Source organism: Streptomyces marianii, from assembly GCF_005795905.1.
In the GTDB taxonomy this organism is placed as follows: domain Bacteria; phylum Actinomycetota; class Actinomycetes; order Streptomycetales; family Streptomycetaceae; genus Streptomyces; species Streptomyces marianii.
The window spans coordinates 5,375,696-5,398,890 of record NZ_VAWE01000001.1; the positions used below are offsets into that span (position 1 = coordinate 5,375,696).

The 23,195-nt window shown below is 71.8% G+C and carries 26 protein-coding genes and 2 tRNA genes; 16 read left to right on the forward strand and 12 right to left on the reverse strand.

Features of this window, described 5'->3' with window-relative positions; genetic code table 11:
• Nucleotides 1-175: 175 nt before the first annotated feature.
• Nucleotides 176-436 carry a hypothetical protein gene (locus tag FEF34_RS24265; RefSeq protein WP_138055025.1) on the forward strand — a complete coding sequence of 87 codons (261 nt, stop codon included), beginning with the start codon at nucleotides 176-178 and terminating at the stop codon, nucleotides 434-436.
• Nucleotides 437-521: 85 nt separating this feature from the next.
• Here FEF34_RS24265 and FEF34_RS24270 read toward each other — a convergent pair whose 3' ends face one another.
• Together FEF34_RS24270 and FEF34_RS24275 are read right to left on the reverse strand one after the other, a co-directional pair.
• The gene (locus FEF34_RS24270; RefSeq protein WP_138055026.1) at nucleotides 522-839 is read right to left on the reverse strand and encodes a hypothetical protein; all 318 of its coding nucleotides are present in this window, start codon (nucleotides 837-839) and stop codon (nucleotides 522-524) included.
• 391 nt (nucleotides 840-1,230) lie between these two features.
• Nucleotides 1,231-1,491, reverse strand: a complete 261-nt coding sequence (locus tag FEF34_RS24275) for a hypothetical protein (RefSeq protein WP_138055027.1) — start codon at nucleotides 1,489-1,491, stop codon at nucleotides 1,231-1,233.
• 353 nt (nucleotides 1,492-1,844) lie between these two features.
• Here FEF34_RS24275 and FEF34_RS24280 point away from each other — a divergent pair, with 353 nt between their 5' ends.
• From FEF34_RS24280 to FEF34_RS24315, 8 genes are all read left to right on the forward strand, one after another.
• Nucleotides 1,845-2,054, forward strand: a complete 210-nt coding sequence (locus FEF34_RS24280) for a hypothetical protein (RefSeq protein WP_138057696.1) — start codon at nucleotides 1,845-1,847, stop codon at nucleotides 2,052-2,054.
• A 30-nt stretch (nucleotides 2,055-2,084) separates the two neighbouring features.
• Nucleotides 2,085-2,300: a hypothetical protein gene (locus FEF34_RS24285; RefSeq protein ID WP_138055028.1), complete on the forward strand. Its 216-nt coding sequence runs from the start codon at nucleotides 2,085-2,087 to the stop codon at nucleotides 2,298-2,300.
• A 31-nt stretch (nucleotides 2,301-2,331) separates the two neighbouring features.
• Nucleotides 2,332-2,547 carry a hypothetical protein gene (locus FEF34_RS24290; RefSeq protein ID WP_138055029.1) on the forward strand — a complete coding sequence of 72 codons (216 nt, stop codon included), beginning with the start codon at nucleotides 2,332-2,334 and terminating at the stop codon, nucleotides 2,545-2,547.
• A 66-nt stretch (nucleotides 2,548-2,613) separates the two neighbouring features.
• Nucleotides 2,614-4,449, forward strand: a complete 1,836-nt coding sequence (locus FEF34_RS24295) for a M50 family metallopeptidase (RefSeq protein ID WP_138055030.1) — start codon at nucleotides 2,614-2,616, stop codon at nucleotides 4,447-4,449.
• A 75-nt stretch (nucleotides 4,450-4,524) separates the two neighbouring features.
• Nucleotides 4,525-5,208, forward strand: a complete 684-nt coding sequence (locus tag FEF34_RS24300) for a hypothetical protein (RefSeq protein ID WP_138055031.1) — start codon at nucleotides 4,525-4,527, stop codon at nucleotides 5,206-5,208.
• A gap of 437 nt (nucleotides 5,209-5,645) precedes the next feature.
• A complete protein-coding gene (locus tag FEF34_RS24305) occupies nucleotides 5,646-5,939 on the forward strand; it encodes a transposase (protein WP_234042545.1) in 294 nt (97 codons plus the stop codon).
• On the forward strand, nucleotides 5,939-6,259 hold the full coding sequence (locus FEF34_RS24310; protein WP_138055032.1) for an IS3 family transposase: 321 nt from the start codon (nucleotides 5,939-5,941) through the stop codon (nucleotides 6,257-6,259). The genes FEF34_RS24305 and FEF34_RS24310 overlap by 1 nt, the downstream gene beginning before the upstream one ends.
• A 19-nt stretch (nucleotides 6,260-6,278) precedes the next feature.
• Nucleotides 6,279-6,527, forward strand: a complete 249-nt coding sequence (locus FEF34_RS24315; protein WP_138055033.1) for a hypothetical protein — start codon at nucleotides 6,279-6,281, stop codon at nucleotides 6,525-6,527.
• A gap of 36 nt (nucleotides 6,528-6,563) precedes the next feature.
• Here the strand turns inward: FEF34_RS24315 and FEF34_RS24320 are convergent, their stop codons facing one another.
• Nucleotides 6,564-7,016: a helix-turn-helix domain-containing protein gene (locus FEF34_RS24320; RefSeq protein ID WP_138055034.1), complete on the reverse strand. Its 453-nt coding sequence runs from the start codon at nucleotides 7,014-7,016 to the stop codon at nucleotides 6,564-6,566.
• 203 nt (nucleotides 7,017-7,219) lie between these two features.
• Nucleotides 7,220-7,293 (reverse strand) — tRNA-Lys (locus FEF34_RS24325).
• Nucleotides 7,294-7,445: 152 nt separating this feature from the next.
• On the opposite strand from FEF34_RS24325, the gene FEF34_RS43960 reads away from it, so the two are divergent.
• From FEF34_RS43960 to FEF34_RS24345, 4 genes are all read left to right on the forward strand, one after another.
• Nucleotides 7,446-9,380 carry a peptidoglycan-binding protein gene (locus tag FEF34_RS43960; RefSeq protein WP_138055035.1) on the forward strand — a complete coding sequence of 645 codons (1,935 nt, stop codon included), beginning with the start codon at nucleotides 7,446-7,448 and terminating at the stop codon, nucleotides 9,378-9,380.
• Complete coding sequence (locus FEF34_RS24335; protein ID WP_138055036.1) at nucleotides 9,377-11,362, forward strand: SPFH domain-containing protein; 1,986 nt, start codon at nucleotides 9,377-9,379, stop codon at nucleotides 11,360-11,362. The genes FEF34_RS43960 and FEF34_RS24335 overlap by 4 nt, the downstream gene beginning before the upstream one ends.
• Before the next feature lie 132 nt (nucleotides 11,363-11,494).
• On the forward strand, nucleotides 11,495-12,082 hold the full coding sequence (locus FEF34_RS24340) for a lytic polysaccharide monooxygenase auxiliary activity family 9 protein (RefSeq protein WP_138055037.1): 588 nt from the start codon (nucleotides 11,495-11,497) through the stop codon (nucleotides 12,080-12,082).
• 25 nt (nucleotides 12,083-12,107) lie between these two features.
• Nucleotides 12,108-13,793: an AMP-binding protein gene (locus FEF34_RS24345; protein ID WP_138055038.1), complete on the forward strand. Its 1,686-nt coding sequence runs from the start codon at nucleotides 12,108-12,110 to the stop codon at nucleotides 13,791-13,793.
• Nucleotides 13,794-14,320: 527 nt separating this feature from the next.
• Here FEF34_RS24345 and FEF34_RS24350 read toward each other — a convergent pair.
• From FEF34_RS24350 to ehuB, 6 genes are all read right to left on the reverse strand, one after another.
• A tRNA-Lys gene (locus FEF34_RS24350) sits at nucleotides 14,321-14,394 on the reverse strand.
• 144 nt (nucleotides 14,395-14,538) lie between these two features.
• Entirely contained in the window at nucleotides 14,539-15,297 is a 759-nt protein-coding gene (locus tag FEF34_RS24355; RefSeq protein ID WP_138055039.1) for an IclR family transcriptional regulator, read from the reverse strand.
• Nucleotides 15,298-15,464: 167 nt separating this feature from the next.
• Nucleotides 15,465-16,232 (reverse strand): ectoine/hydroxyectoine ABC transporter ATP-binding protein EhuA, encoded by a 768-nt coding sequence (gene ehuA / locus FEF34_RS24360; RefSeq protein WP_138055040.1) that lies wholly within the window; start codon nucleotides 16,230-16,232, stop codon nucleotides 15,465-15,467.
• Nucleotides 16,222-16,872 carry an ectoine/hydroxyectoine ABC transporter permease subunit EhuD gene (ehuD, locus tag FEF34_RS24365; RefSeq protein ID WP_138055041.1) on the reverse strand — a complete coding sequence of 217 codons (651 nt, stop codon included), beginning with the start codon at nucleotides 16,870-16,872 and terminating at the stop codon, nucleotides 16,222-16,224. Before ehuD ends, ehuA begins: the two co-directional genes overlap by 11 nt.
• Nucleotides 16,869-17,528 carry an ectoine/hydroxyectoine ABC transporter permease subunit EhuC gene (ehuC, locus tag FEF34_RS24370; protein ID WP_138055042.1) on the reverse strand — a complete coding sequence of 220 codons (660 nt, stop codon included), beginning with the start codon at nucleotides 17,526-17,528 and terminating at the stop codon, nucleotides 16,869-16,871. Before ehuC ends, ehuD begins: the two co-directional genes overlap by 4 nt.
• Nucleotides 17,525-18,406 (reverse strand): ectoine/hydroxyectoine ABC transporter substrate-binding protein EhuB, encoded by an 882-nt coding sequence (gene ehuB / locus FEF34_RS24375; RefSeq protein ID WP_138055043.1) that lies wholly within the window; start codon nucleotides 18,404-18,406, stop codon nucleotides 17,525-17,527. The genes ehuC and ehuB overlap by 4 nt, the downstream gene beginning before the upstream one ends.
• Nucleotides 18,407-18,448: 42 nt before the next feature.
• Between ehuB and FEF34_RS24380 the strand changes: the two genes are divergently transcribed.
• Nucleotides 18,449-18,940, forward strand: a complete 492-nt coding sequence (locus FEF34_RS24380) for a DUF3830 family protein (RefSeq protein ID WP_138055044.1) — start codon at nucleotides 18,449-18,451, stop codon at nucleotides 18,938-18,940.
• Between the two features lie 157 nt (nucleotides 18,941-19,097).
• Here FEF34_RS24380 and FEF34_RS24385 read toward each other — a convergent pair whose 3' ends face one another.
• Together FEF34_RS24385 and FEF34_RS24390 are read right to left on the reverse strand one after the other, a co-directional pair.
• Nucleotides 19,098-20,516, reverse strand: a complete 1,419-nt coding sequence (locus FEF34_RS24385; RefSeq protein WP_138055045.1) for an amidase — start codon at nucleotides 20,514-20,516, stop codon at nucleotides 19,098-19,100.
• Nucleotides 20,506-21,459 carry a D-2-hydroxyacid dehydrogenase gene (locus FEF34_RS24390; RefSeq protein WP_138055046.1) on the reverse strand — a complete coding sequence of 318 codons (954 nt, stop codon included), beginning with the start codon at nucleotides 21,457-21,459 and terminating at the stop codon, nucleotides 20,506-20,508. Before FEF34_RS24390 ends, FEF34_RS24385 begins: the two co-directional genes overlap by 11 nt.
• A gap of 99 nt (nucleotides 21,460-21,558) precedes the next feature.
• Between FEF34_RS24390 and FEF34_RS24395 the strand changes: the two genes are divergently transcribed.
• On the forward strand, nucleotides 21,559-22,401 hold the full coding sequence (locus FEF34_RS24395; RefSeq protein WP_138055047.1) for a maleate cis-trans isomerase family protein: 843 nt from the start codon (nucleotides 21,559-21,561) through the stop codon (nucleotides 22,399-22,401).
• On the forward strand, nucleotides 22,398-23,135 hold the full coding sequence (locus FEF34_RS24400) for a maleate cis-trans isomerase family protein (RefSeq protein ID WP_171053072.1): 738 nt from the start codon (nucleotides 22,398-22,400) through the stop codon (nucleotides 23,133-23,135). The genes FEF34_RS24395 and FEF34_RS24400 overlap by 4 nt, the downstream gene beginning before the upstream one ends.
• Nucleotides 23,136-23,195 lie beyond the last annotated feature (60 nt).

Genomic DNA, 23,195 nt, shown 5'->3' on the forward strand with positions numbered 1-23,195 from the left:
GCGGACGTGTCCTTTCGACGGGGATCGTCGTCTTCGGTCCGGTAGCGCGTACGGCGCACCGGTTGATGCATTTGCTGGTGAAGTATCAGATAGCCCGGAAATGCGCGTGATTGGGGGTCTATTCTCACCCCGCGGGGTGGGTGAACCGCCCGAAGCCTCCGTGAGAGGGGTGGACGTGCTTGTCGTTCCGGGAGCGCTCGCGACCGCCGTCGTCCGCGACAGGACGGGAGAGCCGGTGGTGCTGCTGTCCGGTGAACTCCCCTCCGCCCTCACCCCGTCCGGTGTGGACGAGCTGCTCAACCTGGCCGCCGCCGTACTCGGGGCGGAGGAACTGGAACTCTTCCGGCGCTGCCTCGCGGCACTCCGCTGCGGCGAGAGACTCCGGGAAGTCCGTATCGAGGTGAGCGGAGCGGCACTGACCATCTACCGCGCCTGACCCGCGAACGGCAGCGGGCTCCCGGGAGCCGTCTCCGGGAGCCCACGCCGACCGCCCGTCGGATAGGGCGGCGCATCAGACCGAATCAGAACCGGCGACCGCAATCCCAGCCGTATCCGGCGTGGTTGCGGTACCGCCCGTAGGCGTCGTACCGGTGCGCCCTGTGTGCGGGGCGGCGCTCCCACAGGCGGCGGCAGTCGCGGTCCCACCGGTTCCGGTGGCGGTCACGGACGTGGTGCCTGACGTGCCGCTGACCGAGGTCGGTGCAGCGGTCCACGCCGCGGAACTGCTGTGCGGCGACGGGTGAATGGGCCGGCGCGGCGGTGGCCGTGCCCGTCAGGGGAATGGCGGCCGCGGTCGCGGTCAAGACCGCCGTCGCAAAGACACGTGCGAATGTTCTCACCGTTTTTCTCCTGGTTCGAGGGATTTCTGGTGGCCCTCCGGACCATACGCGGATCCTTATCCGGGTTCATTCGTGCATGCGCGTCGAGAGGTCTTTTCGGCGCATTGCCGGCTCTGTCCGGCAGCCGGGCAAACCAGGTCTGAGCTCTGCTTGGCGAGGATTCCGTGAAATATGGCGGCGATGCCCGAGAACACTCGCGAGGGTGACTCAACTACGGCGTTTCGCCTGCGGTTTGGGTGTGGGCGGTAAATGGCGGGGATTGCAATTCGGCTGCACCGGGTCCCGGGTTGAAGAATTCCTGCGCCCGATTCGGCCGGAATCGGGAGCTGCCGGAACGCTCCGCCGTCGCACGGAAATCCGCCCCGGGTTGCGTGCAGTCGCTGCCCGTTGTTCAGCTGCGGTAGATGGTCAGTGCCGCTCCGCTCACCTCGATACGGACTTCCCGGAGTCTCTCGCCGCAGCGGAGTGCCGCGAGGCAGCGCCGGAAGAGTTCCAGTTCCTCCGCCCCGAGTACGGCGGCGGCCAGGTTGAGCAGCTCGTCCACACCGGACGGGGTGAGGGCGGAGGGGAGTTCACCGGACAGCAGCACCACCGGCTCTCCCGTCCTGTCGCGGACGACGGCGGTCGCGGACGCCTTGGGGACGACAAGCACGTGCACCCCTCTCGCGGAGGTTTCGGGCGGTTCACCCGTCTTGAGGCACGAGAGGATAGCCATCAGGAGCCCTGCGGTTGTCGCCGGGATTCGGCCGGATTGAGCCGATCGGGTGAGGCTTCATGGGGGCGGTTGCCCGTTCCGCTCTCGCCCGTCACCTTTCCCACCAGCGGCTTTGGTGGGCATGGGCGGTCTTCGCCGTGGCGGGCGGGATGTTCCCGTCCCTTGTCGGCGGCTCCGCGGAGTCCTACTGTCCAATCTCGTCAGACAGATCGTCCGGCATGGATGGACGCGTTCGGGAACGGGCGCACTTCGCCCATGCCCTTCGCGTAAAGGACCCACCCATGCTTGGCATGCGAGAACTGGACGCCGAGGCAGCCGCAGAGCTGCTGCCCGGGCGTGAGGCCCTGGGCCGGCTGCGGTTCAACTTCGTCAGGACCACGAACGTGAGCGAGCGCATCGCCTACGTCAGTGCCCACAACGAGTCGCTCGCCGCCAACGTCTGCTCGCCGGACGCCGTCGCGGCCTCCGACGCCTCCCAGTCCATCAGCGTCCGCCAGTAGCGGCGCTTCCTTCCCGAAGGGGTTTCCACCATGAACGTCGAAGAGCTCGAGGCCGAGGCAGCCGCAGAGCTGCTGCCCGGGCGTGAGGCCCTGGGCCGGCTGCGGTTCAACTTCGTCAGGACCACGAACGTGAGCGAGCGCATCGCCTACGTCAGTGCCCACAACGAGTCGCTCGCGACCAACATCAACTCCCCGTACGCCGTCGCGGCCTCGTCCGCCGCCCAGTCCATCAGCGTCAGCCAGTAGCCGGCGCTCGCTTCCGAGAGGGGTTTCCACCATGAACAACGACCAGCTCAACGCCGAGGCAGCCGCCGAACTGCTGCCCGGGCGTGAGGCCCTGGGCCGGCTGCGGTTCAACTTCGTCAGGACCACGAACGTGAGCGAGCGCATCGCCTACGTCAGTGCCCACAACGAGTCGCTCGCCGCCAACGTCGACTCCCCGGACGCCGTCGCGGCCTCCGAGGCGACCCAGTCCATCTCGATCAGCCAGTAACGAGCCCGGTCGTGTGCGGGCCGCGTGCTTGGGGGCGCGGCCCGTACCGGGAGGAAGAGCAGGACGGTGACCGAAAGCCAGAAGGTCCACCCCGGTCCCGTGGGGGCGGCCGCCTGCAAAACGGGCGACGTGGCTCACCCGTACGAATACACGGAGACCCTGTTTCCCGTTCCGCGCCTGGGTGCGGGACTCCAGTTCCTCGGCGAGTACCAGGGATCCGGCTTCACGGAGCGCAAGTACCTGGTCCGCCGAGGGGACGGGCAGGTGGTCCAGCTCTCCCGATTGCTCTACCTGGTGGCCGAAGCCATCGACGGCGTACGCGACACCGAGACCGTCTCGCACCGGGTCAGTGGGCGCTACGGACGGGAGGTGAGCGCCGACAACATCGAGTACCTCATCGAGCAGAAACTCCAACCGCTCGGCATCACCGTCCCCTTCGGGCAGGAGGGCGACCAGGTCGCCGGCCCCACCACCGACCTCCTCCTGGTCCTCAAGGGTCATCGGGTGGTCTTCAGTGAGCGGCAGGTGGCCCGTATCGCCGCGGCGCTCGCCTGGCTGCACCGTCCACCGGTCGTGGTCCTGGTGCTGTCCGCGGCGCTCTGCGTGGACATCTGGCTGTTCGCCGTCCACGGAGCGATCGCGCCGGTGCTGCAGGTGCTGGAGCAGCCCGTCCTGATGCTCGCCGTCTTCGCACTGATCGTGGCATCGCTGGTCTTCCACGAGTTCGGCCACGCTTCGGCGTGCAGATACGGCGGTGCGCGCCCCGGGAGCATCGGCTGCGGCCTCTTCCTGATCTGGCCCTCGATGTACACCGAAGTCACCGACGTCTACCGCATCGGGCGGGCCGGCCGGATCCGGACCGACCTGGGCGGGATCTACTTCAACGTGGTCTTCGTGCTGGGGCTCGCCCTGGCGTACCTCCTCACGGGCCAGCCCCTCTTCCTCGCCGCGATCTACCTCGTCCACTTCGAGATCCTGGAGCAGCTGCTGCCGGTGGTCCGGCTGGACGGCTACTACATTCTCGGGGACCTCGCGGGAATCCCCGACCTCTTCGGGAAGATCAAGCCCATCCTGCGGTCCGTGCTGCCGGGACGTTCGCCGTCCCCGGAGGTGGCCGGGCTGAAGCGGCCGGCGAGGATCATGGTCACCGCATGGGTCGCGACCATGGTGCCGCTGATCGTCGCCGAGCTCGGCTACGTCCTGTGGAACCTCCCCCGCCTGCTCACCACGAGCCTGCGCTCACTGGCGGAACAGGTGGCGGGGACCTGGTCGGCCTTCGCCGACGGCCAGATCTCCGCCGGCCTCGTCGGGGTCGTCGGAAGCTTCATGCTCATCTGCCCCCTGGCCGGTGCGACCTACCTCGCCGTACGGCTGGTGGGGCGGCTCGTGAGGGGCATCGCCCGGGCCACGGAGGGCAACACCCGGCTGCGGGTGGCCGTCTGGGGCGGCGTACTGGTGGGATCGGGCGCGCTCTGCGCGGCGTGGCTGACCGGTATGACCCCGGAGCCGCTGCCGCGGCAGCCGCCCATCGCCCCCATCCTCCAGCCCGGTGTCCCGACGGTCCGCCCGACGGCTGCGGTCCCCGTCGCGGAGCGGCCCACCCCCGCCACCCCGGACCCGACCCTCCTCACCGGCCCACCGCCCGAGGCCCCCGCGCCCACGGCGAGTTCCGGTGCCCGCCCCGTCGGCCCGAGCGCCACCACGAGCGGCTCCCCGTCCGCGAGCCCCGTCGCGAACGTGCCGACACCAGTGCCGTCGAGCCCGACGCCGAGTCTGAGCCCTACCTCGGCGTCGCCTTCGGCCGACCCCAGCGCCTCGCCGACGCCGAGCACCACGCCGTCCGGATCCCCTTCACCCTCGGTGACCCCCTCGGCGTCGCAGAGCGCGACGGAGGAGCCGTAGGCCCGACCGCACCTTCGGCCTCTCCGGCCCCGATCGCCACTGCCGATTCCTCGAACATCCGCAAAGGAGCAACCGATGACGCACCGAAAACCACGCACCGGCCACGGTGGCCGCAGAGCCGCACGGTTCGGCATGCTCGTCGCCGCCTGTGCGGCCGGCTTTGCCACGGCGAGCCCGGCCGGGGCATCGTCCCTGTCGGCCGGCAACCGCTATGTCGGCATCGCGGTGGACGAAGCCCACGCGAACGCCGGACCCGGGCACCGCTTCGACTACGACGACGAGTTCGCGGTCCACGAGCTAGGAACGCGCCTCGGCGTCGGCGCGCGCAACAGGGCGGTCGCCCGTTCCGCGGGCTGCACGCTCGACAACCCGTGCCGCTCGGTCGCCCTGTCCTTCCAGGTCGTCACCGTCACCGGAACGATCACACGCCTCAACGCCGCGAACACCAGTCGTGCGGTCAACGACCACTGCGACGGCTGCCAGACGTTCGCGGGCGCGTACCAGTTCATCGTCTCCACCCCGTACTCGTTCACGTTGAGCCGCCCGGTCAGGAACGAACTCGCCCGGCTCGAAAGGCGACTGGGCGAACTGGAGCGCAGCCGCGAGCCGATCGCCACCGTCAGGAGCCGCGCCGACTCCCTGGCCGCCGAGGTCGTGAACCTGCTCAGGGGCGCGGTGGCGTCCGCACCCCGCGGCGAGGCCGTCAACCCGCTGCAGAGCTTCCGGCCCACCGTCACGATGCGGCGCCACATCGACTAGGGCGTGTTGCGCAAGTAGCTCCGTCCGCCCGCAGGGCGGGGCCTGCGGCGTCTGGTGCATGGAGTCTCCCCCGACCCTCCGGCCGAGGGGGTGGGGTCTCCTCCCTCGACCCTCCGGCCGAGGGGGTGGGGTCTCCCCCCTCGACCCTCCGGCCGAGGGGGTGGAGTCTCCCCCCGGGCCCTCCGGGCCGAGGGGAAGATCGCAAGGCGGCGGATCATCCTCGTACCGGACGTACTCGGATGACTCCGACGACGCAGCGGGCGTGCGTGCGTGCCAGGCGTCGCGGGCCAGGAGGGACTTGCGCAACACGCCCCAGCGCCGCGGCGGGCGGGGTCAGCCCGCCGCTCCACACCGAACCCACCCGCCTCCCGGCTCGGGGAACCCTCCCCGGGCCGGCAGGTGGACGTGTCTCCAGTCCTCCGGAGGACCACCATCCAATGAGTTACCCACCCGAGGTGCGTCGTCAGGCCCTCGACCTGCTGGCCATGGGCGAGCCCGTGAAGAAGGTCGCGGTCGACCTCGGCCTCAGTGAGCGGACGCTCTACCAGTGGCGGCGCAGATACCTGCCGCAACTGCGGCACCAGCGGTACTTCCCCGACGCAGGGACGGAACTCACGGCCGCGCGCAGGCGCATCACGGAACTGGAGACCGAGGTCGCCGTCCTCCGGCGTGCGACCGAACTGCTGCGGGACACGATGTCCCCAAAAGGCGATTCGAGGCAGTACGCGTGATGGCTCACGAGGGCTTGCCCGTGCGGATCGCCACGAGCGTTCTGGGGGTGACCGAGTCCGGGTACTTCACCTGGCGTTCCCGTCCTCCCTCCGCACGTTCCGTCCGCCACTCCTGGCTCACCGAAGTCATCTCCGCCATCCATGCCGCTTCGCACGGGACCTATGGATACCGGCGCATCCACGACGAACTGACCTCGCGCCACGGCATCGTGGTCAGTCACGGCACGGTGCAGCTCCTGATGCGCCGCGCCGGCCTCCAGGGTCTCTCCGCCGGCGAACGGCGCCGTACCCGGCCGACTCCGAAGGGGTTTCCGGCCTGAACGAGAGAGCGATCCGACCATGAGCATGGAATACCCGTCGTTCCCGACTCCGCCGCTGCCCATCTCCACGTATTTGCGCCCTCATCTGCGGGTGGGGGAGGACCTGCCGGCGACCCAGGCCCACCAGGTGATGCTGCACTGCGCCCTGGACGCGGCATGCGTCCCCGTGCGGCTGACCGACACCCGTGCCGTCGCCCGGATCGCCGAACTCGACTTCCACACGGTGAACGCGGTGATCGGCTGGCTGCGAACGCTGAGCGAGCGCTGAGCCCTGCGGTGGGGACGGTTGTCGCCGGGGCCCGGTTCAGTCGGTGTCGGGGTGGGGGTTCGTGCCGGGGTGGGGGTCGGTGTCGTGGCCCGTGGGGGTGCCTGTGCGTGTGCCGGTGTCTGTGCCGGTGTTGCGCAGGAGGGATTCGACGAGTGCGGTGACGTGCCGGCGGTCGGCCGGGGAGAGCTGCTGGACGCTGGCGATGAGGGTGGCGACCTCGGGGTCGGCGGGTGTGCCGGGGGTCTCCTCGAAGTACAGGTGGATTCCGCAGGCTTCGGCCGCGGCCCTGCGGACGGAGTCCAGGGGCAGTTCCAGTCCTCTGGCCAGGCCCTCGAGCGTGGCCTGCTGCGGCATACGGGTGACGCGTTCGGCGGTGGCCAGGTGGTGCACGGTGGAACGCGGAATGCCGCCGCGCCGGGCCACGTCGCCGTAGGACCAGCCCTGCTGCTCCAGCCGGATCTTCACCAATTCCTGCAGTGCGTTGGCCACGCGGGGGATTCTTCCTGCCGTGGGACGGAGTGACGCGTACGGGTGAGTCCGAGTTTATGCGGCAGGCGGTGCGTCCTTCCCTCGCCGCCCGCCGTCCGGGGGATCTCGCGGGGACGGCCGCCCGGCTCCCGGCGGGCTTCGCCCGCATATGAAAGGGCGCCCTCGGAGGCCGAGGACGCCCAGGTCAGCGAACTGATCGCTTGTGCGCCGCCAGGGACTCGAACCCCGGACCCGCTGATTAAGAGTCAGCTGCTCTAACCAACTGAGCTAGCGGCGCCTGCTGACCCGGAGAACTCTACCGGACCCCCGGGGTGCTCCTGACCATTTCCTTGCGCGTTCCGGCCTGTCGGATGGTCGTTTTTTCGCTTTGTTCCGTCAAAATGCCATTTGTCGTGATGGAAGAGCGTGGTGGATCTGGAGGGGTAAGGGATGACCGTTCCGGTGTTCGAGGAGTACGAGCCGGCCGGCGACTGCGTCTGCCCCGGCTGCGCCCGGCAGCGGCGGGAACGGGCCCGTGCCCTGCCGGTGCGTGCCGGCGGCCACCCGGCCGCGCACGGCGCCCGCCGTGCTCTCGTACTGGTCACCGCGGCGGGAGCGGTACTGAGCGGCGGGAGCGCGGGGGCCCTGGCCGCTCCCGGAGCGGGGCGCCCCCCGGTGTCCGAGCCGGAGGCGGCGGCACCTCGGACCGCGTGGTCCGGGGCGCCCGTCGTCGAGGCGGACGTGGTGGCTCCGCCACGGCGACCGGTCGGGGAACGGGCGGCCGGTGCGCACCCCGCAGGGCCCGGGCGCGCCGGACTGGGGCACGACCTGCCGGGACGCGACCGGGCCCCCGCCCCGGCCCGGGCGCGGACGGAGCGCGCCGGAACGGACCGCGCCCCGGTGGGCCCCGCCGCCACGGACCCCTCCCGTGGCGATCGTGTCCGGGCGGGGGGCCCCGCCGGGCCCGGGCGTGCCCCCCGCCCCGACCCGGAGACCCCGCAGGGTGGCCAGGAACCGCTGCACGGCGGCCCGACCGCCGGCCCCGCCGGGACGGCCGGTCTGCGCAAGATGGCTCGTGCCGACATCATGAGCCGGGCGAAGCGCTGGGTGAACGCCAAGGTCCCGTACTCCATGAGCAGGTACTGGGTGGACGGCTACCGGCAGGACTGCTCCGGCTACGTCTCCATGGCCTGGCACCTCCCGGGCAACGAATGGACGGGCAGCCTGGCCCAGTTCGGCACGCGCATCGAGCGCGAGGACCTGCAGCCCGGCGACATCCTGCTCTTCCACAACCTGAGCAATCCGTCCAAGGGCTCCCACGTCACGATCTTCGGCGGTTGGGCGGACAGCGCGCGCACGAAGTACATCGCGTACGAGCAGGCCAGGCCGAACACCCGCAGACAGACCACGCCACTGGCCTACTGGAGCAACTCCGACCAGTACGTGGCCTACCGCTACAGAGCGCTGAAGGGCGTGGGCACCGCGGGCGAGATGATCGGGGGGATCGAGTTCCCCGGTGTGGGGGTCTTCGCGCCCGGCGCGGGCAACGCGTACGTCACCCGGCTCGCGGGGCTGCTGGCGGAGCAGGGCTTCGCAGGCAACGGCACCGCCGGTCCGGGGGCGCGCTGGGGGGAGGCGCACCGGCGTGCCACCCAGGCGTTCCAGTACGCCCAGGGCTGGAGGGGTGCGGAGGCGGACGGGGTGCCGGGGCCGGACACCTGGCGCCTGCTGGTGAACGGCACGGGAAGGAAGGCGGCGCCCGGCGCGGACGCGCCGAACGGGCCCGGGCGGGAGGCGGGTTCGGTGACGGGGGCACCCGCGCCGGCAGCGGCTCCGACCTCGACCGGTCTGGAACAGGCGCCGTCGTCCGCCGCGCAGGCCCCCGCCGCGTCGGCGTCCACGGCGGCGGGATCCGCTTCCGCGGGGGCCCGGAAGGCGGCGCCCTCGCCCGCGGCGGCCCCGGTGACCGGGACTGTGTCCGGCGGCCGTGCCGCGGCCGCTCCGGTCCGGCGCGGTTCCGTCGTCCGATCCGCCCCTGCCGGAGCCCGCAGGCCACCGTCCGCCGCGGCCGCGCCCCGCCGGCCGGGCGTCGCGACGGCGACTCCGGCCGGATCCCGGAAGCCGGCGCCCGGAGCCGCCGCTTCCGCGCCGGGCTTCCCGGGTCACGGACACTTCCGCCCCGGCGGCTCCGGAAGGCATCTGGACACTCTCCGCCGGCAGTTGGCGAAGCGGGGCTTCGGCAGGCACTACTCCACCCGCCCCGGCCCTCGCTGGGGCGACGCGGACCGTCGCAGCGTCGAGGCCTTCCAGCGCGCGCAGGGCTGGCACGGGGCGGCGGCCGACGGCTACCCCGGCCCCGAGACCTGGCGGCGGCTTTTCTCATGATCCATAACTCCGATGTGCACCGACCCCGCGAGGAGGCGACCGCGGTGACCCCGACGACCCCCTACTCCGAGGACCCTCCGGGTCCGTCCCTCCAGCTCGGCCGACTGACCTCCGCGTCGGTCGCCGTCCACAGCGCCGGTCTCCCCGTCGCGGGCAGCACGGCCTACGGCGGGCCCGCGACCGAGACCACGTCCGGCCCGGAGGCGCCGACGGCGTTCGACGGCACACCCGCACCGCCCGGCACCCCGGACGTGCATGGTGCTTCGGATGGGTACAGGGCTCCCGTTGTGTCGGGTGCTCGGGATGTGCATGGTGCTTCGGATGGGTACAGGGCTCCCGTTGTGTCGGGTGCTCGGGACGTGCACGGCGCTCCGGACGTGCACAACGCCCCCGCCGTGTCCGGCACTCCGGACGTGCACGGCACCCCCGGGCGCGGCGGCGGGCCCGCGGAGGCCGGACTGCCCGCCCCCGCCCAGGAGCCCCCTTCGGGCGGCGGGTCCGCGGCGGGTTCCGCAACCGCCTTCCCGCCCGCGCCCGGCGGCACTGCGAACGACGCCACCGACGCCCGTTCCCACCCGGGCGCCCCGGCCGAGGCGGGCGGGACGAAGTCCGGCGGTGCGCGCGAGACCGCGCCCGCGACCGAACGCGGCGAGCGGCAGTTCAGCGGCGCCGGCGGTCGCCGGACGGTCGTCATCGGCACCGACACGACCGGCGCCATCCCCGTCCACCTGCTCTACCGGGACGCGGTCGCGTCCGCCGGAGCGACCACCCGGGGCGCGGCGGGGAGGACGGCCGCGGAGCTGCGGACGGAGCCGGCCACCGGTGCCGACGCCACCCGCCCGCTCAACGGGACGTCCGTCCACAAGGGGCCGGACGCCCGCGCACAGCTCAAGGACCGCAGGAGCGCCTTCGGCGTGAACGGGCCGGCCAAGGACGACGACGGCGACAGCGGCCCCGACACCATCGCCATGCCCCCGGTGGCGTCCGCCACCGGACGACGGTCCACACCGGGCGCCGGCCAGGCCGCCCGACGGCCCGCACCACCGCCGGACCCCCGGCTGGTCGAGCGGCCCGGCCCGGTGCTGCCCGGCTGGGCGGCTCTGCTCGCCGGGGCCGTCTCCCTCGTCGCCTGCGCGGCCGTGCTGCACTGGGCGGGAGCCTTCCCGCCCGAGGTGACGACGCTCTTCGGTTTGGGCGAACGGCCCTATGGCGGTCTCGGGTTCGTGCACTGGGGCGTGCTCGCCGTGTCCCTGACCGTCGCGCTGTTCTCGCTCGGCGGGCTCGCGCGGGGCCGGGTCGGCCACGCCTGGGTGCTGACGCTGTACGGGGAGTACCGCGGCAGTGTCCGCCGCAGCGGTCTCATGTGGGTGAGCCCGCTGCTGCTCCGCCGCCGGGTGGACGTACGGCTGCGGCACTGGCGCAGCGACCCCATGCCGTCGGTCGACGCCGAAGGCACCGCGCTCGAGGCCGTCGTCCTCGTCGTGTGGCGGGTCCGGGACACGGCCCGGGCCGTGCTCGGGGTCGCGAACCACGAGTCGTACCTGAGGGAGCAGGTGGAGGCGGCACTGGCACGGGTGCTGTCCCAGATCGCGGCCGACGCCTCGGCGCCGGCCGCCGCCGGCGGTCCCGCGTTCGAACTGCGTCCGACGCTCCGCAACGCCGAGGCCGTCGGCGACGCCCTGACGAAGACGCTCGCGGCGGAGTGCGCCCCCATCGGGATCGACGTCTTCTCGGCGCAGCCGACGCGTATCGAGTACGCGCCCGAGGTTGCCGCGGCGATGCGCCGTCGCCGGGTCGCCGCTCTGGAGGCCGAGCGTCGCGACACCGTGCTGAGCTCGGTGGTCGACGCGGTGGACGACACGGTGCAACGGCTCACGATGCGCGGGCTGGTGGAGTTCGACGACTACGAGCGCAAGGCCCTCGTCCGCGACCTCACCGTGGCGTTCTGCACGGCGAGGACGGGCGGTGCCGAGACCCCGTGATTGGTCTGGACATGTTCAAAATTCGCCAATAATCTGGGACTTGGTCTAGACCGGAATCCGCACGCACACCGCACAAGCGCAGCTGCACGGCACGGCTCACAGGACTCCCCCACGTTCTCCAGGAGCGACAGCATGCGAAAGCGAATAGGCGCGGCCGTCGTCGGACTCACGGTGGCGGGGGCGACCCTGCTCTCCACCGGGAGCGCCGGCAGCCACGGCTACACCGACTCTCCGATCAGCCGTCAGAAGCTCTGTGCCAACGGCACCGTGGGCAACTGCGGCGAGATCCGGTGGGAGCCCCAGAGCGTCGAGGGGCCCAAGGGCTTCCCCGGCGCGGGTCCGGCGGACGGGAGGATCTGCGCCGGCGGCAACAGCCGCTTCGCGCAGCTCGACGACCCGCGCGGCGGTACCTGGCCCACCACCCGTGTCTCGTCGGGGCAGAACTACACCTTCCGGTGGCAGTTCACCGCCATGCACGCCACGACCGACTTCACGTACTACATCACCAGGAACGGCTGGAACCCCGGCCAGCCGCTCACCAGGGCCGCGCTCGATCCGCAGCCCTTCCTGACCATCCCGTACAACGGCCAGCGCCCCCCGGGGACGCTCAGTCACTCGGGCACACTGCCGTCGAAGTCGGGCCGCCATCTGGTCCTGGCGGTGTGGACCATCGCCGACACCCCGAACGCGTTCTACGCCTGCTCGGACGTTCAGTTCTGACGTTATGTCAGTTACCGTGCGCGCCATGGGCGTCACGGGGAGCGGTACGACCGTCGCGGAGCTGGTACGGCGCCAGTGGGGCGACCACCGGGTGGGGCTGGTCCACGAGGACCTCGTGCTCAGCCACCACCAGGTCGCCTCCGGCGCCGCCGCGCGGGCCGCACTGCTCACGGAGCTGCTGCCCCGGGGAGCCGAGCCGCACCTCGGGGTCCTGCTCGACAACACGCACGAGTTTCCGCTGTGGATCGGTGCGGCGGCCCTCACCGGGGCCGCCGTCGCCGGCATCAACCCGACGCGCCGGGGTGCGGAACTGGCCCGCGACATCCTGCACACCGACTGCCGGGTGCTGGTCACCGAGCGCGCGCACCTTCCCCTGCTCGACGGTCTCGAACTGCCGGGCGTGCGGGTGCTGGTGACCGACGACGCCGCCTACGCCGCGCTCCTCGCCCCCTGCGAGGGTGCCGGACCCGCCGACGTCGCCCCCCTGCCGGGCCGCACCGTGCGGCCCGGCAGCCGGCTGCTGCTGTACTTCACCTCCGGCTCGACGGGCCCGCCCAAGGCCGCGATCTGCAGTCAGGGACGGCTCGCCGCCGCCGGGGCCGCCCTCGTCTCGCAGTTCGGGATGGGCCGGGACGACGTCCACTACGTCTGCATGCCGATGTTCCACGGCAACGCGGTGATCGCCGACTGGGCGCCCGCACTGGTGGCCGGCGCGACGGTGGCACTGCGGCGCCGCTTCTCCGCGTCGTGCTTCCTCTCCGACGTACGGTCCTACGGAGCCACGTACTTCACCTACGTGGGCCGGGCCGTGCAGTACCTGCTCGCCACCCCCGAGCGCGAGGACGACCGTGACCACTCGCTGCGGCTCGGCTTCGGCACCGAGGCGGGGGCGGTCGACGCGGAGCGCTTCGAGGCCCGGTTCGGCGTACGGCTCGTCGAGGGCTACGGCTCCTCCGAGGGCGGTGCGGCCGTCCAGCGCACCTCCGGCACTCCGCGCGGAGCGATCGGCAGGGCCGCCCCCGGGGACGACCTCGCCGTGGTCGACCCGTCCAGCGGCGAGGAGTGCGAGCCGGCCCGCTTCTCCCCCGCGGGCGAGCTGCTGAACGGCGACCGGGCGATAGGCGAACTGGTCAACCGCGGCCGCAGCCCCTTCGAGGGCTACTGGCGCAACGCCGAGGCGGAGGCGGAACGGCTGCGGGGAGGCTGGTACTGGAGCGGTGACCTCTTCTACCGCGACGCCGAGGGCTTCCTGTACTTCGCCGGCCGCGGCGACGACCGCCTGCGCGTCGACAGCGAGAACCTCGCCGCCGCGCTCATCGAGAGCATCCTCGCCCGCTGGGAACCCGCCGCGGGCGTCGCGGTCTACGCCGTACCCGATCCGGTCGCCGGCGACCAGGTGATGTGCGCCCTGGTCCTCCGCGACGGTGAGTCCTTCGATCCCGCGGCGTTCACCGGCTTCCTCGCCGCCCAGCCCGATCTGGGGACGAAGATGCCGCCCCGCTTCGTCCGTGTCGTCCCGCGCCTCCCGGTCACCGCCACCAACAAGATCCACCGTGTCGCCCTGCGCCGGGAGGGGTTCCTCCGGGGCCGGGACCCCGTCTGGTGGCGGGAGCCCGGCACGGACGTCTACCGCCCGTTGACGGCGGCCGACGCCGCCCGGCTGTGCCGCGCCTACGAACGGCAGGGCAGGACCTGGCTCTTGGGCCGGTGAGCCCGTTCGCCGTTCCGGCGGACGGGTTTCCCGGTGCGGTCGGCGGCGGGCCGGGCCCCGTGGCTCACGGCCGGCGGCCGGCCGCGCAGCGGTCCGGTGGTGGGTCCGGTCGCGCCGGGCGGGTGCCGGATGGCGGATGAGACGCCGGTCCGGGCCGACGGGATCCGGCCCTGGCCGACGAGCCCCGGTCCGGGTGCGGAGACCTCGGTCGGGCCGGTGGAATCCGGCCCCGGCCCCGGCCCCGCCCGCACCGGCCGCCGGGCGCTGTGGGATGCGTCGAGGCAGGCGAACGTGACGCATATCACCGCCGGAGCTTGCCGTCCTGCCCGCGAGGACGGGGGGACCGACCGCGTCCGCAGCCGGAAACGGTGGAGCGGATCCCGGGCGCGGGCCGTCCCACCGGACCGGCCCGCGGCGGTCGGGCGGCTGTGCCGCGACGGCTCCCTGCGGCTCCCGCGGCGGAGGGAGCCGGGGCGCCGGGAAAACGCGAGAGGCCCTCGCGACTGCGAGGGCCTCTCGTGAGGTTGTGCGCCGCCAGGGACTCGAACCCCGGACCCGCTGATTAAGAGTCAGCTGCTCTAACCAACTGAGCTAGCGGCGCGGGCTGCCGTCCTCGCCGCTCTCGGCGGCTGACGACAGAAGTAATACTACCCGCTCCGCAGGGGTGCTTCCGACCGCCGGGCACAGGCCGCCGGGTGGTCGGCGTCACGGCACGGGGCCTCGGTGGTCTCGCGGGCCCGGCCGGTCACAGGGCCAGTGACAGCACCACCGGAGCCGCCCGGCGGTTCAGGGTGTCGGCCGCGGCGCGCAGCCGGTGGGCGTGCTCGATCGGGAGCGAGAGCGCCAGGCAGCCGACGGAGGAGCCGGCCGTCAGCGGCACCGCCGCGCAGACCGTGCCCACCGCGTACTCCTGGAGGTCCAGCACGGGGACCGTGGGCGGCTGGGCGTCCAGCTTGGAGAAGAGGATCTTCTCGTTGGTGATCGTCCGGGAGGTGAGCCGGGCGATCTTGTGCCGTGCGAGATGGTCGCGGCGGCCGTTCTGGTCGAGCTGGGTCAGCAGGCACTTGCCGACGGCGCTGGCGTGCGCCGCCGAGCGGAAGTCGACCCACTCGTTGACCTTGGGGGTGCGGGGTCCGTCGGCGAACTGGGTGATCTTGACCTCGCCGTCGATGTACCGGCTGATGTAGACCGCCGCGCCGACCGAGTCGCGCAGTTCGGTCAGCGTCTCCTGGAGCTTGCGCTCCAGGGCCTCCCGTCGGGTGACGCCGGATCCCAGCAGGACCAGGGAGTCGCCGATCACATACGCCCCGTCCGTGACCTGCTCCACGTAGCCCTCGCGGCGGAGCATCAGCAGCAGGGACGTGAGATGGCCGGTCGGCAGTCCGGTCTCGCGCGCGATCTGGACATCGGTCACACCGCCGCTGTGCCTGGAGATCGTCTCCAGGACGCGCAGTGCGTACTGCACCGAGTGGAACGGCGCGGTCGGCTCGGGCTTCAGCGCCACGGTTTCCCCCTACCAGGTTGTGACCGCAAGCTTCCGTACCACGATAGCTGCCAAGAACCGTTTAGTGGGCGGCTGTTGGCGAGAAATGTAGGGCGCCCCAGGCTCATATCCTGGGGCGCACGACAATGGCATATGCCAGGGTCATGAATGGTGCATGGAGGGAGAGGTCAGAGCACCGCTCCGAGGAACTCACGAGTACGCTCGTGCTCGGGTTCCGAGAAGATTTTCTCCGGGGATCCGGACTCGATCACCTTCCCGGCGTCGAACATCAGGACATCGTCGGAGATGTCCCGGGCGAAGTTCATCTCGTGGGTCACGCAGAGCATCGTGATGTCGGTGCTGCGGGCGATGTCCCTGAGGACGTCGAGGACTCCCGCGACCAGCTCCGGGTCGAGCGCCGAGGTCACCTCGTCCAGCAGCAGCACCTGCGGCCGCATCGCGAGCGCCCGGGCGATGGCCACCCGCTGCTGCTGGCCGCCCGACAGCTGGGAGGGCCGCGCGTCGACGCGGTCGGCGAGGCCGACCAGGTCCAGCAGCTCGCGGGCGCGTTCCTCGGCCTCGTCCTTGGACAGCCCGAGCACCCGCACCGGGGCCTCGGTGATGTTCCGCAGCACGGTCATGTTGGGGAAGAGGTTGAACTGCTGGAAGACCATGCCGATCTTCTTGCGGACCTCTCTGCGTTCCTTCTCGCCGGCCGGGAACAGCCGGCCGCCGTTGACGTCGATCGTGCCCGAGTCGGGGCGTGCCAGCGTCATCAGCAGCCGAAGGATGGTGGTCTTCCCGGACCCGGAGGGCCCGATCAGCGTGACGTGCTTGCCCGGGCGGACCGAGAAGCACAGGTCGTCCAGGACGGTGTTGTCCCCGAAGCGCTTGGTGACGTTCGTGAAACGGATGAGCTCGTCGTTCTGCTTGGTGAGGTCGGTGTCAGCGGGCAAGGCGGCGCTCCAGGGTCCGTACGAGCAGGGATGCCGGGTAGGCGATGAGGATGAAGGCGATGCCGACGACCGTCAGCGGCTCCGTGTACTGGAAGGTCGCCGCGCTCTCCAGCCGGGACTGCTGGAGCATCTCCAGCACGCTGATCCCGGCGAGGAGCGGGGTGTCCTTGAGCATCGCGATGACGTAGTTGCCGAGGGCGGGCGCGATCCGGCGGACCGCCTGCGGCAGGATCACGGCGGACCAGGTCCGGTGGGCGGGCAGGCTCAGCGCCGTCGCCGCCTCCCACTGCCCGGCCGGAACGGCGTCGATACCGGCCCGGTAGACCTGCGCGGTGTACGTCGAGTAGTGCAGGCCGATCGCGATCGTGCCCGTGGTGAGCGCGGAGAACTGCACGCCCCACTCCGGCAGCACGAAGAACAGGAAGAACAGTTGCACCAGCAGCGGGGTGTTGCGGACGAACTCGGTGACGAGCCCCACCGGCCAGCGTACGAAGCGCGAGCCGGAGCGCAGTCCCAGCGCCCACACCAGGCCGAGCGTGAAGGACAGCAGCGAGCCCAGCACCAGGATCTGCAGCGTGACGAGCACGCCCTCCCAGAAGCGCGGCATGAAGTCCGCGACCGCGGACCAGTCCCAGGTCACTTGACCACCACCCCCAGGTTCGCCTTGGTCTTCCGTTCCAGGGCCTTCATCGAGCGGGTGATGAGGAACGCGAGCACGAAGTAGATCACCAGCGTGACCGTGTAGATCTGCGCGCTCTCCTGGGTCGCCAGCCGCACCAGGTAGGCCGCGAACGACACGTCGCCCACACCCAGCAGCGAGACCAGCGCCGTGCCCTTCAGAAGTTCGACCGCCAGGTTGCAGAAGGACGGGATCATCTCGGGCACGGCCTGCGGTAGCAGGATCAGCCGCATCCGCTGCCAGGGCGTGAAGCTGAGCGCGACGCCGGCCTCCCGCTGGGCCGGCGTGACGGCGTTCAGCGCGCCGCGCACGATCTCCGCACCGTACGCGCCGTAGGACAGGCCGAGGGCGAGCACGGCCGCCCACATGGGCACCAACTGCCACCCCAGCAGCGGCGGGAGGACGAAGAACAGCCAGAACATCAGGACCAGCGCCGAGGTCCCGCGGAACACCTCGGTGTAGAAGGCCGCGACGAAGCGGACCGCCTTCGAGCGATGAGTTCTGGCCATACCGACACCGAACGCGACGGCGGTGGCGAGCGCGGCGCTGTAGAGGGTGAGCTGGACGGTGATCCAGATCCCCGGAAGCACCCAGTTCTGCCAGAGTCCGGAGGTCATCGGCACAGCTCCTTCGCCGTGAGCTCGGTCATCTCGGCCTTGGTGAAGCCGAACCGGCTCAGGATGCGGAAGAGCTCGCCGCTCTTCTTCATCTTGTGGATCTCGGCGTTGAAGGCGTCCCGCAGCTCGGTGTCGGTCGGCCGGAAGGCGAAGCCACCGCCGTCGATCTTCTCCTTGCCGTCGACGATCGCCGCGAACGGCTTCGTCGCCTCGGCCTTGCTGCTCTTGCGGACCACTTCGCGGGTCGTGAGCGCGGTCCCGGCGAAGACGTCGACGCGCCCGGACTCGACGGCGTTCAGTCCGGCCACCTGGTCCTGGAGGATGACGATGTCCTTCTCGGGGTACCCGGCCGCCACGGCGTAGCCGATCTCGGCGTATCCGGTGCCCGTTGCGAACTTCGCCTTGGTCCGTACGACGTCCTCGTAACTGTGCAGGTTCTTCGGATTCCCCTTGCGCACGATGAAGGAGTCGAGCATCTGGTATTCGGGATCGGAGAAGATGACCTGCGCGCAGCGTTCCTTGTTGATGTACATTCCGGCTGAAACGACATCGAACTGCTGTGAGTTGAGGCCGGGGATGAGTGAGGCGAAGTCGGTCGCCACCGGCTGCACGTTCGCCACCCCGAGCCGCTTGAAGACCGCCTTCGCCAGTTCCGGGGCCTCCCCGGTGAACTCGCCCTGTTCGTCTATGTATCCGTACGGCACCTCGCCCGCGATGCCGAGCCGCACCGTGCCCTGGGATCTCAGTCTGGCCAGGCTGTTGCCGGAGGGGACCCGTGCGCAACCACTCGCACCGGCAACGCCGGCCGCACCGAGTGCGCCGGCGGTCCCCAGGAGCAGGCTGCGCCTGCGTATGGGATGTCTGGTGTCTGGAGCCATGGCGGCGCGGCTACCCTGCCTCGGGCGGGGTATGCGTCAGCAATGGCCGATCGATTCATCGAAGTCTCGCTCACCAAGCGCGGAGTGCACTGCACCGCGCGGCTCCTGGACGACCGGGCGCCGCTGACCTGCCGGGCCGTGTGGGACGCGCTGCCGCTCGGCGGCGACGTGTACCACGCGAAGTACGCGCGCAACGAGATCTACGCCCTGTTTCCCGCCTTCGCCGACCGGGAGCCACCGCTGGAGAACCCGACGGTGACCCCGATCCCGGGCGACCTCTGCTACTTCACCTTCAGCGGTACGGAGCTGGGGACCGCCGCGTACGGCTACGACCGGGACCTGTCCCGGCCGGTGACCGTCGACCTCGCGCTCTTCTACGAACGCAACAACCTGCTGCTCAACGGCGACACCGGCTGGGTGCCGGGCATCGTGTGGGGCCAGGTGGTCGAGGGACTCGACCGGATGACCGACGCCTGCCAGGACCTCTGGCGCGCCGGGGCACTCGGCGAGACTCTGTCGTTCCGCCGCGCCTGACCGGGCCGTGCCCCGGCCCGATCGGGATGCTGTTGGTCAATTCGGGCCGGGGCGCCCGCTTCCCGGTGCCGCGTCGGGCGTCGCGACGGGGCGAACGCCGTCCGACACGGCACCGAGGGCTTGCGGACCGAACGCCGCCTTGATGGTCCGCAAGCCCTCAGCCGGCGGCGGGCGGTGCCGGCAGCGCCGCCGCGCCCGACGCGTACAGGGCGTGCGCGGCGCGCAGGACCAGGGCGTCCGCGTGGCGGGGGCCGACCAGCTGGACCCCGACCGGCAGCCCGTCCTCGTCCACCCCGCACGGCACCGTCGCCGCCGGCTGCTGGGTGAGGTTGAACGGGTACGTGAACGGGGTCCACCCCGTCCAGCGCCGGTGCCCGGAACCCTTCGGCACCTCCACGCCCGCCTCGAAGGCGGTGACCGGCAGCGTCGGTGTGATCAGCAGGTCGTACGCGGTGTGGAACCGCCCGAGTCGGCGTCCGATCTCCATCCGGGCGTCCACGGCGGCGAGGTAGTCGAGCGCCGAGGCCCGCTCGCCCTCCGCGCAGATCTCCCGCAGCCCCGGGTCCAGCAGTTCCCGCTGCTCCCGGCCGAAGTGCTGCACCACGCGTGCCGCACCGGTGAACCACAGGGTGTGGAAGGCGTCCACCGGGTCGGTGATGTCCGGGTCCGCCTCCTCGATGTAGGCGCCCAGCCCGGCCAGCCGCTCCACCGCCCCGCGCACCGCCGAGGCGACGGCCGGGTGGACCGCCACCTGACCGCCGAAGGACGGGGAGTACGCGATCCGCAGCCCCTTCACGCCCCCGGCGAGACCCTCGCCCGTCCTCGCTGCGGGCGCCAGCTGCGACCAGTCCCGCCAGTCGGGGCCGCTGAGCGCGTCCAGCAGCAGTGCCGCGTCCGCCGCGTCCCGGGTCATCGGCCCGGCATGGGCCAGCGTGCCGAACGGGCTCGACGGATAGAGCGGGATCCGGCCGTACGTCGGCTTCAGCCCGAAGACCCCGCAGAACGACGCCGGGATGCGGACCGAGCCGCCGCCGTCCGTGCCGATCGACAGCGGGGCCGCGCCCAGGGCCACGGCCGCCGCGCTCCCGCCGCTGGATCCGCCGGCCGTGCGGGAGACGTCGTACGGATTGCGGGTGACCCCGGTCAGGGGGGAGTCCGTGACGCCCTTCCAGCCGAACTCCGGCGTCGTCGTCTTGCCGACGAACACCGCGCCCTGCTCGCGCAGACGTGCCACGGCGGGGGCGTCCTCGTCCCAGGCCGGGCCGTCCGGGCGCACCGTCCTGGAGCCCCGGAGCGTCGGCCCGCCCGCCTGCAACAGGACGTCCTTGACCGTGACCGGTACGCCGTCGAGGGGGCCCAGCGGCTCCTTCCTCCGGCGGCGCTCGGTGGCCGCCTCGGCCTGCGCCAGCGCCCGATCGCCGTCGATCCGGACGAACGCGTTCGTGAGGCGCTGCGCCGCCTCGGCCCGGTCGAGGACCGCGCGGACCGCCTCCAGCGGGGAGAAGTCGCCGCGCTCGTAGCCGGCGATGAGGTGACGTGCGGTCAGGGCACTCGGGTCGTTCGGCTCAGGAGTCATGGGAGGGGACGTACCCACGTTCCTTGTCGACCACGTTCGGCAGCGGTTTTCCGGCCGACCAGAGGTCGAACAGTTCGACGAACTGCTCACCCAGCCGATCGCGCCAGCCGACGGTGTCCCCGCTCATGTGCGGCGAGACGATCAGCCCCGGCACGTCCCACAGCCGGCTGTCGGGCGCCAGCGGCTCCTCCTCGAAGACATCCAGGGCGGCGCCCGCGATCCTCCGCCCGGTCAGCGCAGGGACCAGGTCGTCCTCCACCACCAGCGCGCCCCGTCCGACGTTGACGAAGTGTGCCGAGGGGCGCATCAGCGAGAACCGCCGGGCGTCGAACATGCCCCGGGTGGCCTCCGTCAGCGGGGCCGCGCACACGACCCAGTCGGCGCGTGCGAGAAGCCCGTCCAGCTCCTCGGAGCCGTGCACCCCGGGGCGGGCCGTGCGTCCGGTGACGGCGACCTCGAGACCCAGCGCCCGCAGGGTGCCCGCGATCGCCAGTCCGATCGGGCCGGCGCCGACCACGACCGCCCGGCCGCCCGCCACGGGCAGTGACTCGCGGTGCCGCCACCGCCGCTGCCGCTGGAGCTCCAGGGTCCCCGGCAGGTCCTTGGCCATCGTGAGCACCAGGGCGGCCACGTACTCGGCGATGGGCTGCTCGAAGATCCCGCGGGCGTTGGTCAGGACCGTGTCGGAGGCTGAGAGCTCGGGGCAGAGCAGCCGGTCGACACCGGCACTCGGGGTGTGCACCCAGCGGGGCCGCGGGCCGCTTCCGGGCCATGCCAGCCGCACCGCGTCCGAGGTGAAGTCCCACACCAGGAGGGCGTCGGCCCCGGGCAGCTCGGAGGCGAGGGAGCGGGCGTCCGCGTACCGGACGTCGGCGCGTCCGGTGAGCCCTCCGAGCCGCGGCGGGGGGTCTGCTTCCAGTACGAGAAGAACCGGTACGGACATCGTGCGGAAACCGTTTCTGAACGTCTGACATGTACGGATTGACCCACGCTCGCACTGGAACCTACCGTCGTCAACAAGGCGTAAATGAGGGGGCCTGTGATGGATGTGTCCCTCGAAGTCTCGTTTCTGGGCGGTCCCGACCCGCAGCGCGGGATCGGGGTGGTCGCCCCGTTCGACTTCGCACTCGACCGGGAGCTGTGGCGCTGGGTGCCCGACGGCGTCTCGCTGCGCCTGACCCGGACCCCGTTCGTGCCGGTCGAGGTCTCGCTCGACCTCGCGCGGCTCGTCAGTGAGCACGAGACCCTGCGCGAGGCGGTCCGGGCGCTGGCCGCCTCCGAGCCCGAGGTCGTCGCCTACGCCTGCACCAGCGGCAGCTTCGTCGGCGGTGTGGCGGGTGAGCGGGCGATGTGCGAGGCGATGGCCACGGCGGGGGAGATCGCCTCGGTGACCACCTCGGGCGCGCTGCTGGAAGCCCTGGAGGAACTGGGCGTCAGCCGGATCGCCGTCGTCACGCCGTACACGGAGTCGGTGACCCGGTCGCTGGAGGACTACCTGGCCGAAGGCGGGGTATCGGTCACGGGCCGCGCCTTCCTCGGACTGACCCGGCACATCTGGAGGGTGCCCTACCGGTCGGTGGTGGACATGGCGCGCCAGGCGGTGGTGGGTGCGGCGGACGCCCTTTTCATCAGCTGCACGAACCTGCCGACGTACGACGCGATACCCCAGTTGGAGGCGGAGCTGCGCATGCCGGTGCTCTCCGCGAACCAGGTCACGATGTGGGCGGCGCTGCGCAGGATCGGCGTGTACGCCGTCGGTCCCTACCAGGCCCTCCTGATGCGGACCGTCGGTCCGCACGAGGAGCCGCCGCCCCCGCCGGCCCCGCCCGCGCCGCCGATCGTGCCCCCCGTCGCCCAGCCGGAGGAACAGGAAGGATGGACATGACGACCGTCGGACTCCTCTACCCGGGGCACTCCGCCGAGGACGACTACCCCAGGATCGCGGTCCTGCTCGGAGGCGACATCAGGCTGCCCGTCTTCCACACCGACATCGGCGAGGACGCGCACCGGGAGGACGCGCTGATCGAGATGGGGGCCGCGGACCGGCTGGCGGCGGGGGTGGAGGAGCTGCGGCTGGCCGGAGCGGAGTCCCTGGTGTGGGCCTGCACGAGCGGCGGCTTCGTCCGGGGCCGGGACGGCGCCCAGGAGCAGATCCGCGAGCTGGCTCAGGCCGCCGGGCTGCCGGCGTCGAGCACGTCGTTCGCCTTCGTCCACGCCGCACAGGCGCTGGGCGTCGGTCGGGTGGCGGTCGCGGCCACCTACCCGGACGACGTGACCGGCCTCTTCGAGAAGTTCCTGGAGTCGGCGGGCATCGGGGTGGTCGCGGCCCGGTCGAGCGGGATCGTCACGGCCGCCGAGGTCGGCACCTGGGAGCGCGAGCGGGTGCTGGAGCTGGCCCGGGCCGGGGACGACCCGAGGGCGGAGGCGGTGCTCATGCCGGACACCGCGCTGCACACCGCCGCCCACCTCCGGGAGCTGGAGGAGACCCTCGGCAAGCCGGTCCTCACCGCGAACCAGGTGACCGTGTGGGAAGGTCTGCGGCTGGCCGAGCGGAGGGCGTGGGCGGACGGCCTGGGGACCCTGTTCGCCCGCCCGGACCGCCGGCCGGAAGAGGAATAGGGCCCGCCGTCGGGACCGACGGGGCGGAATAAACGGAGATCCCCTCCTGTTAGTGGCTCG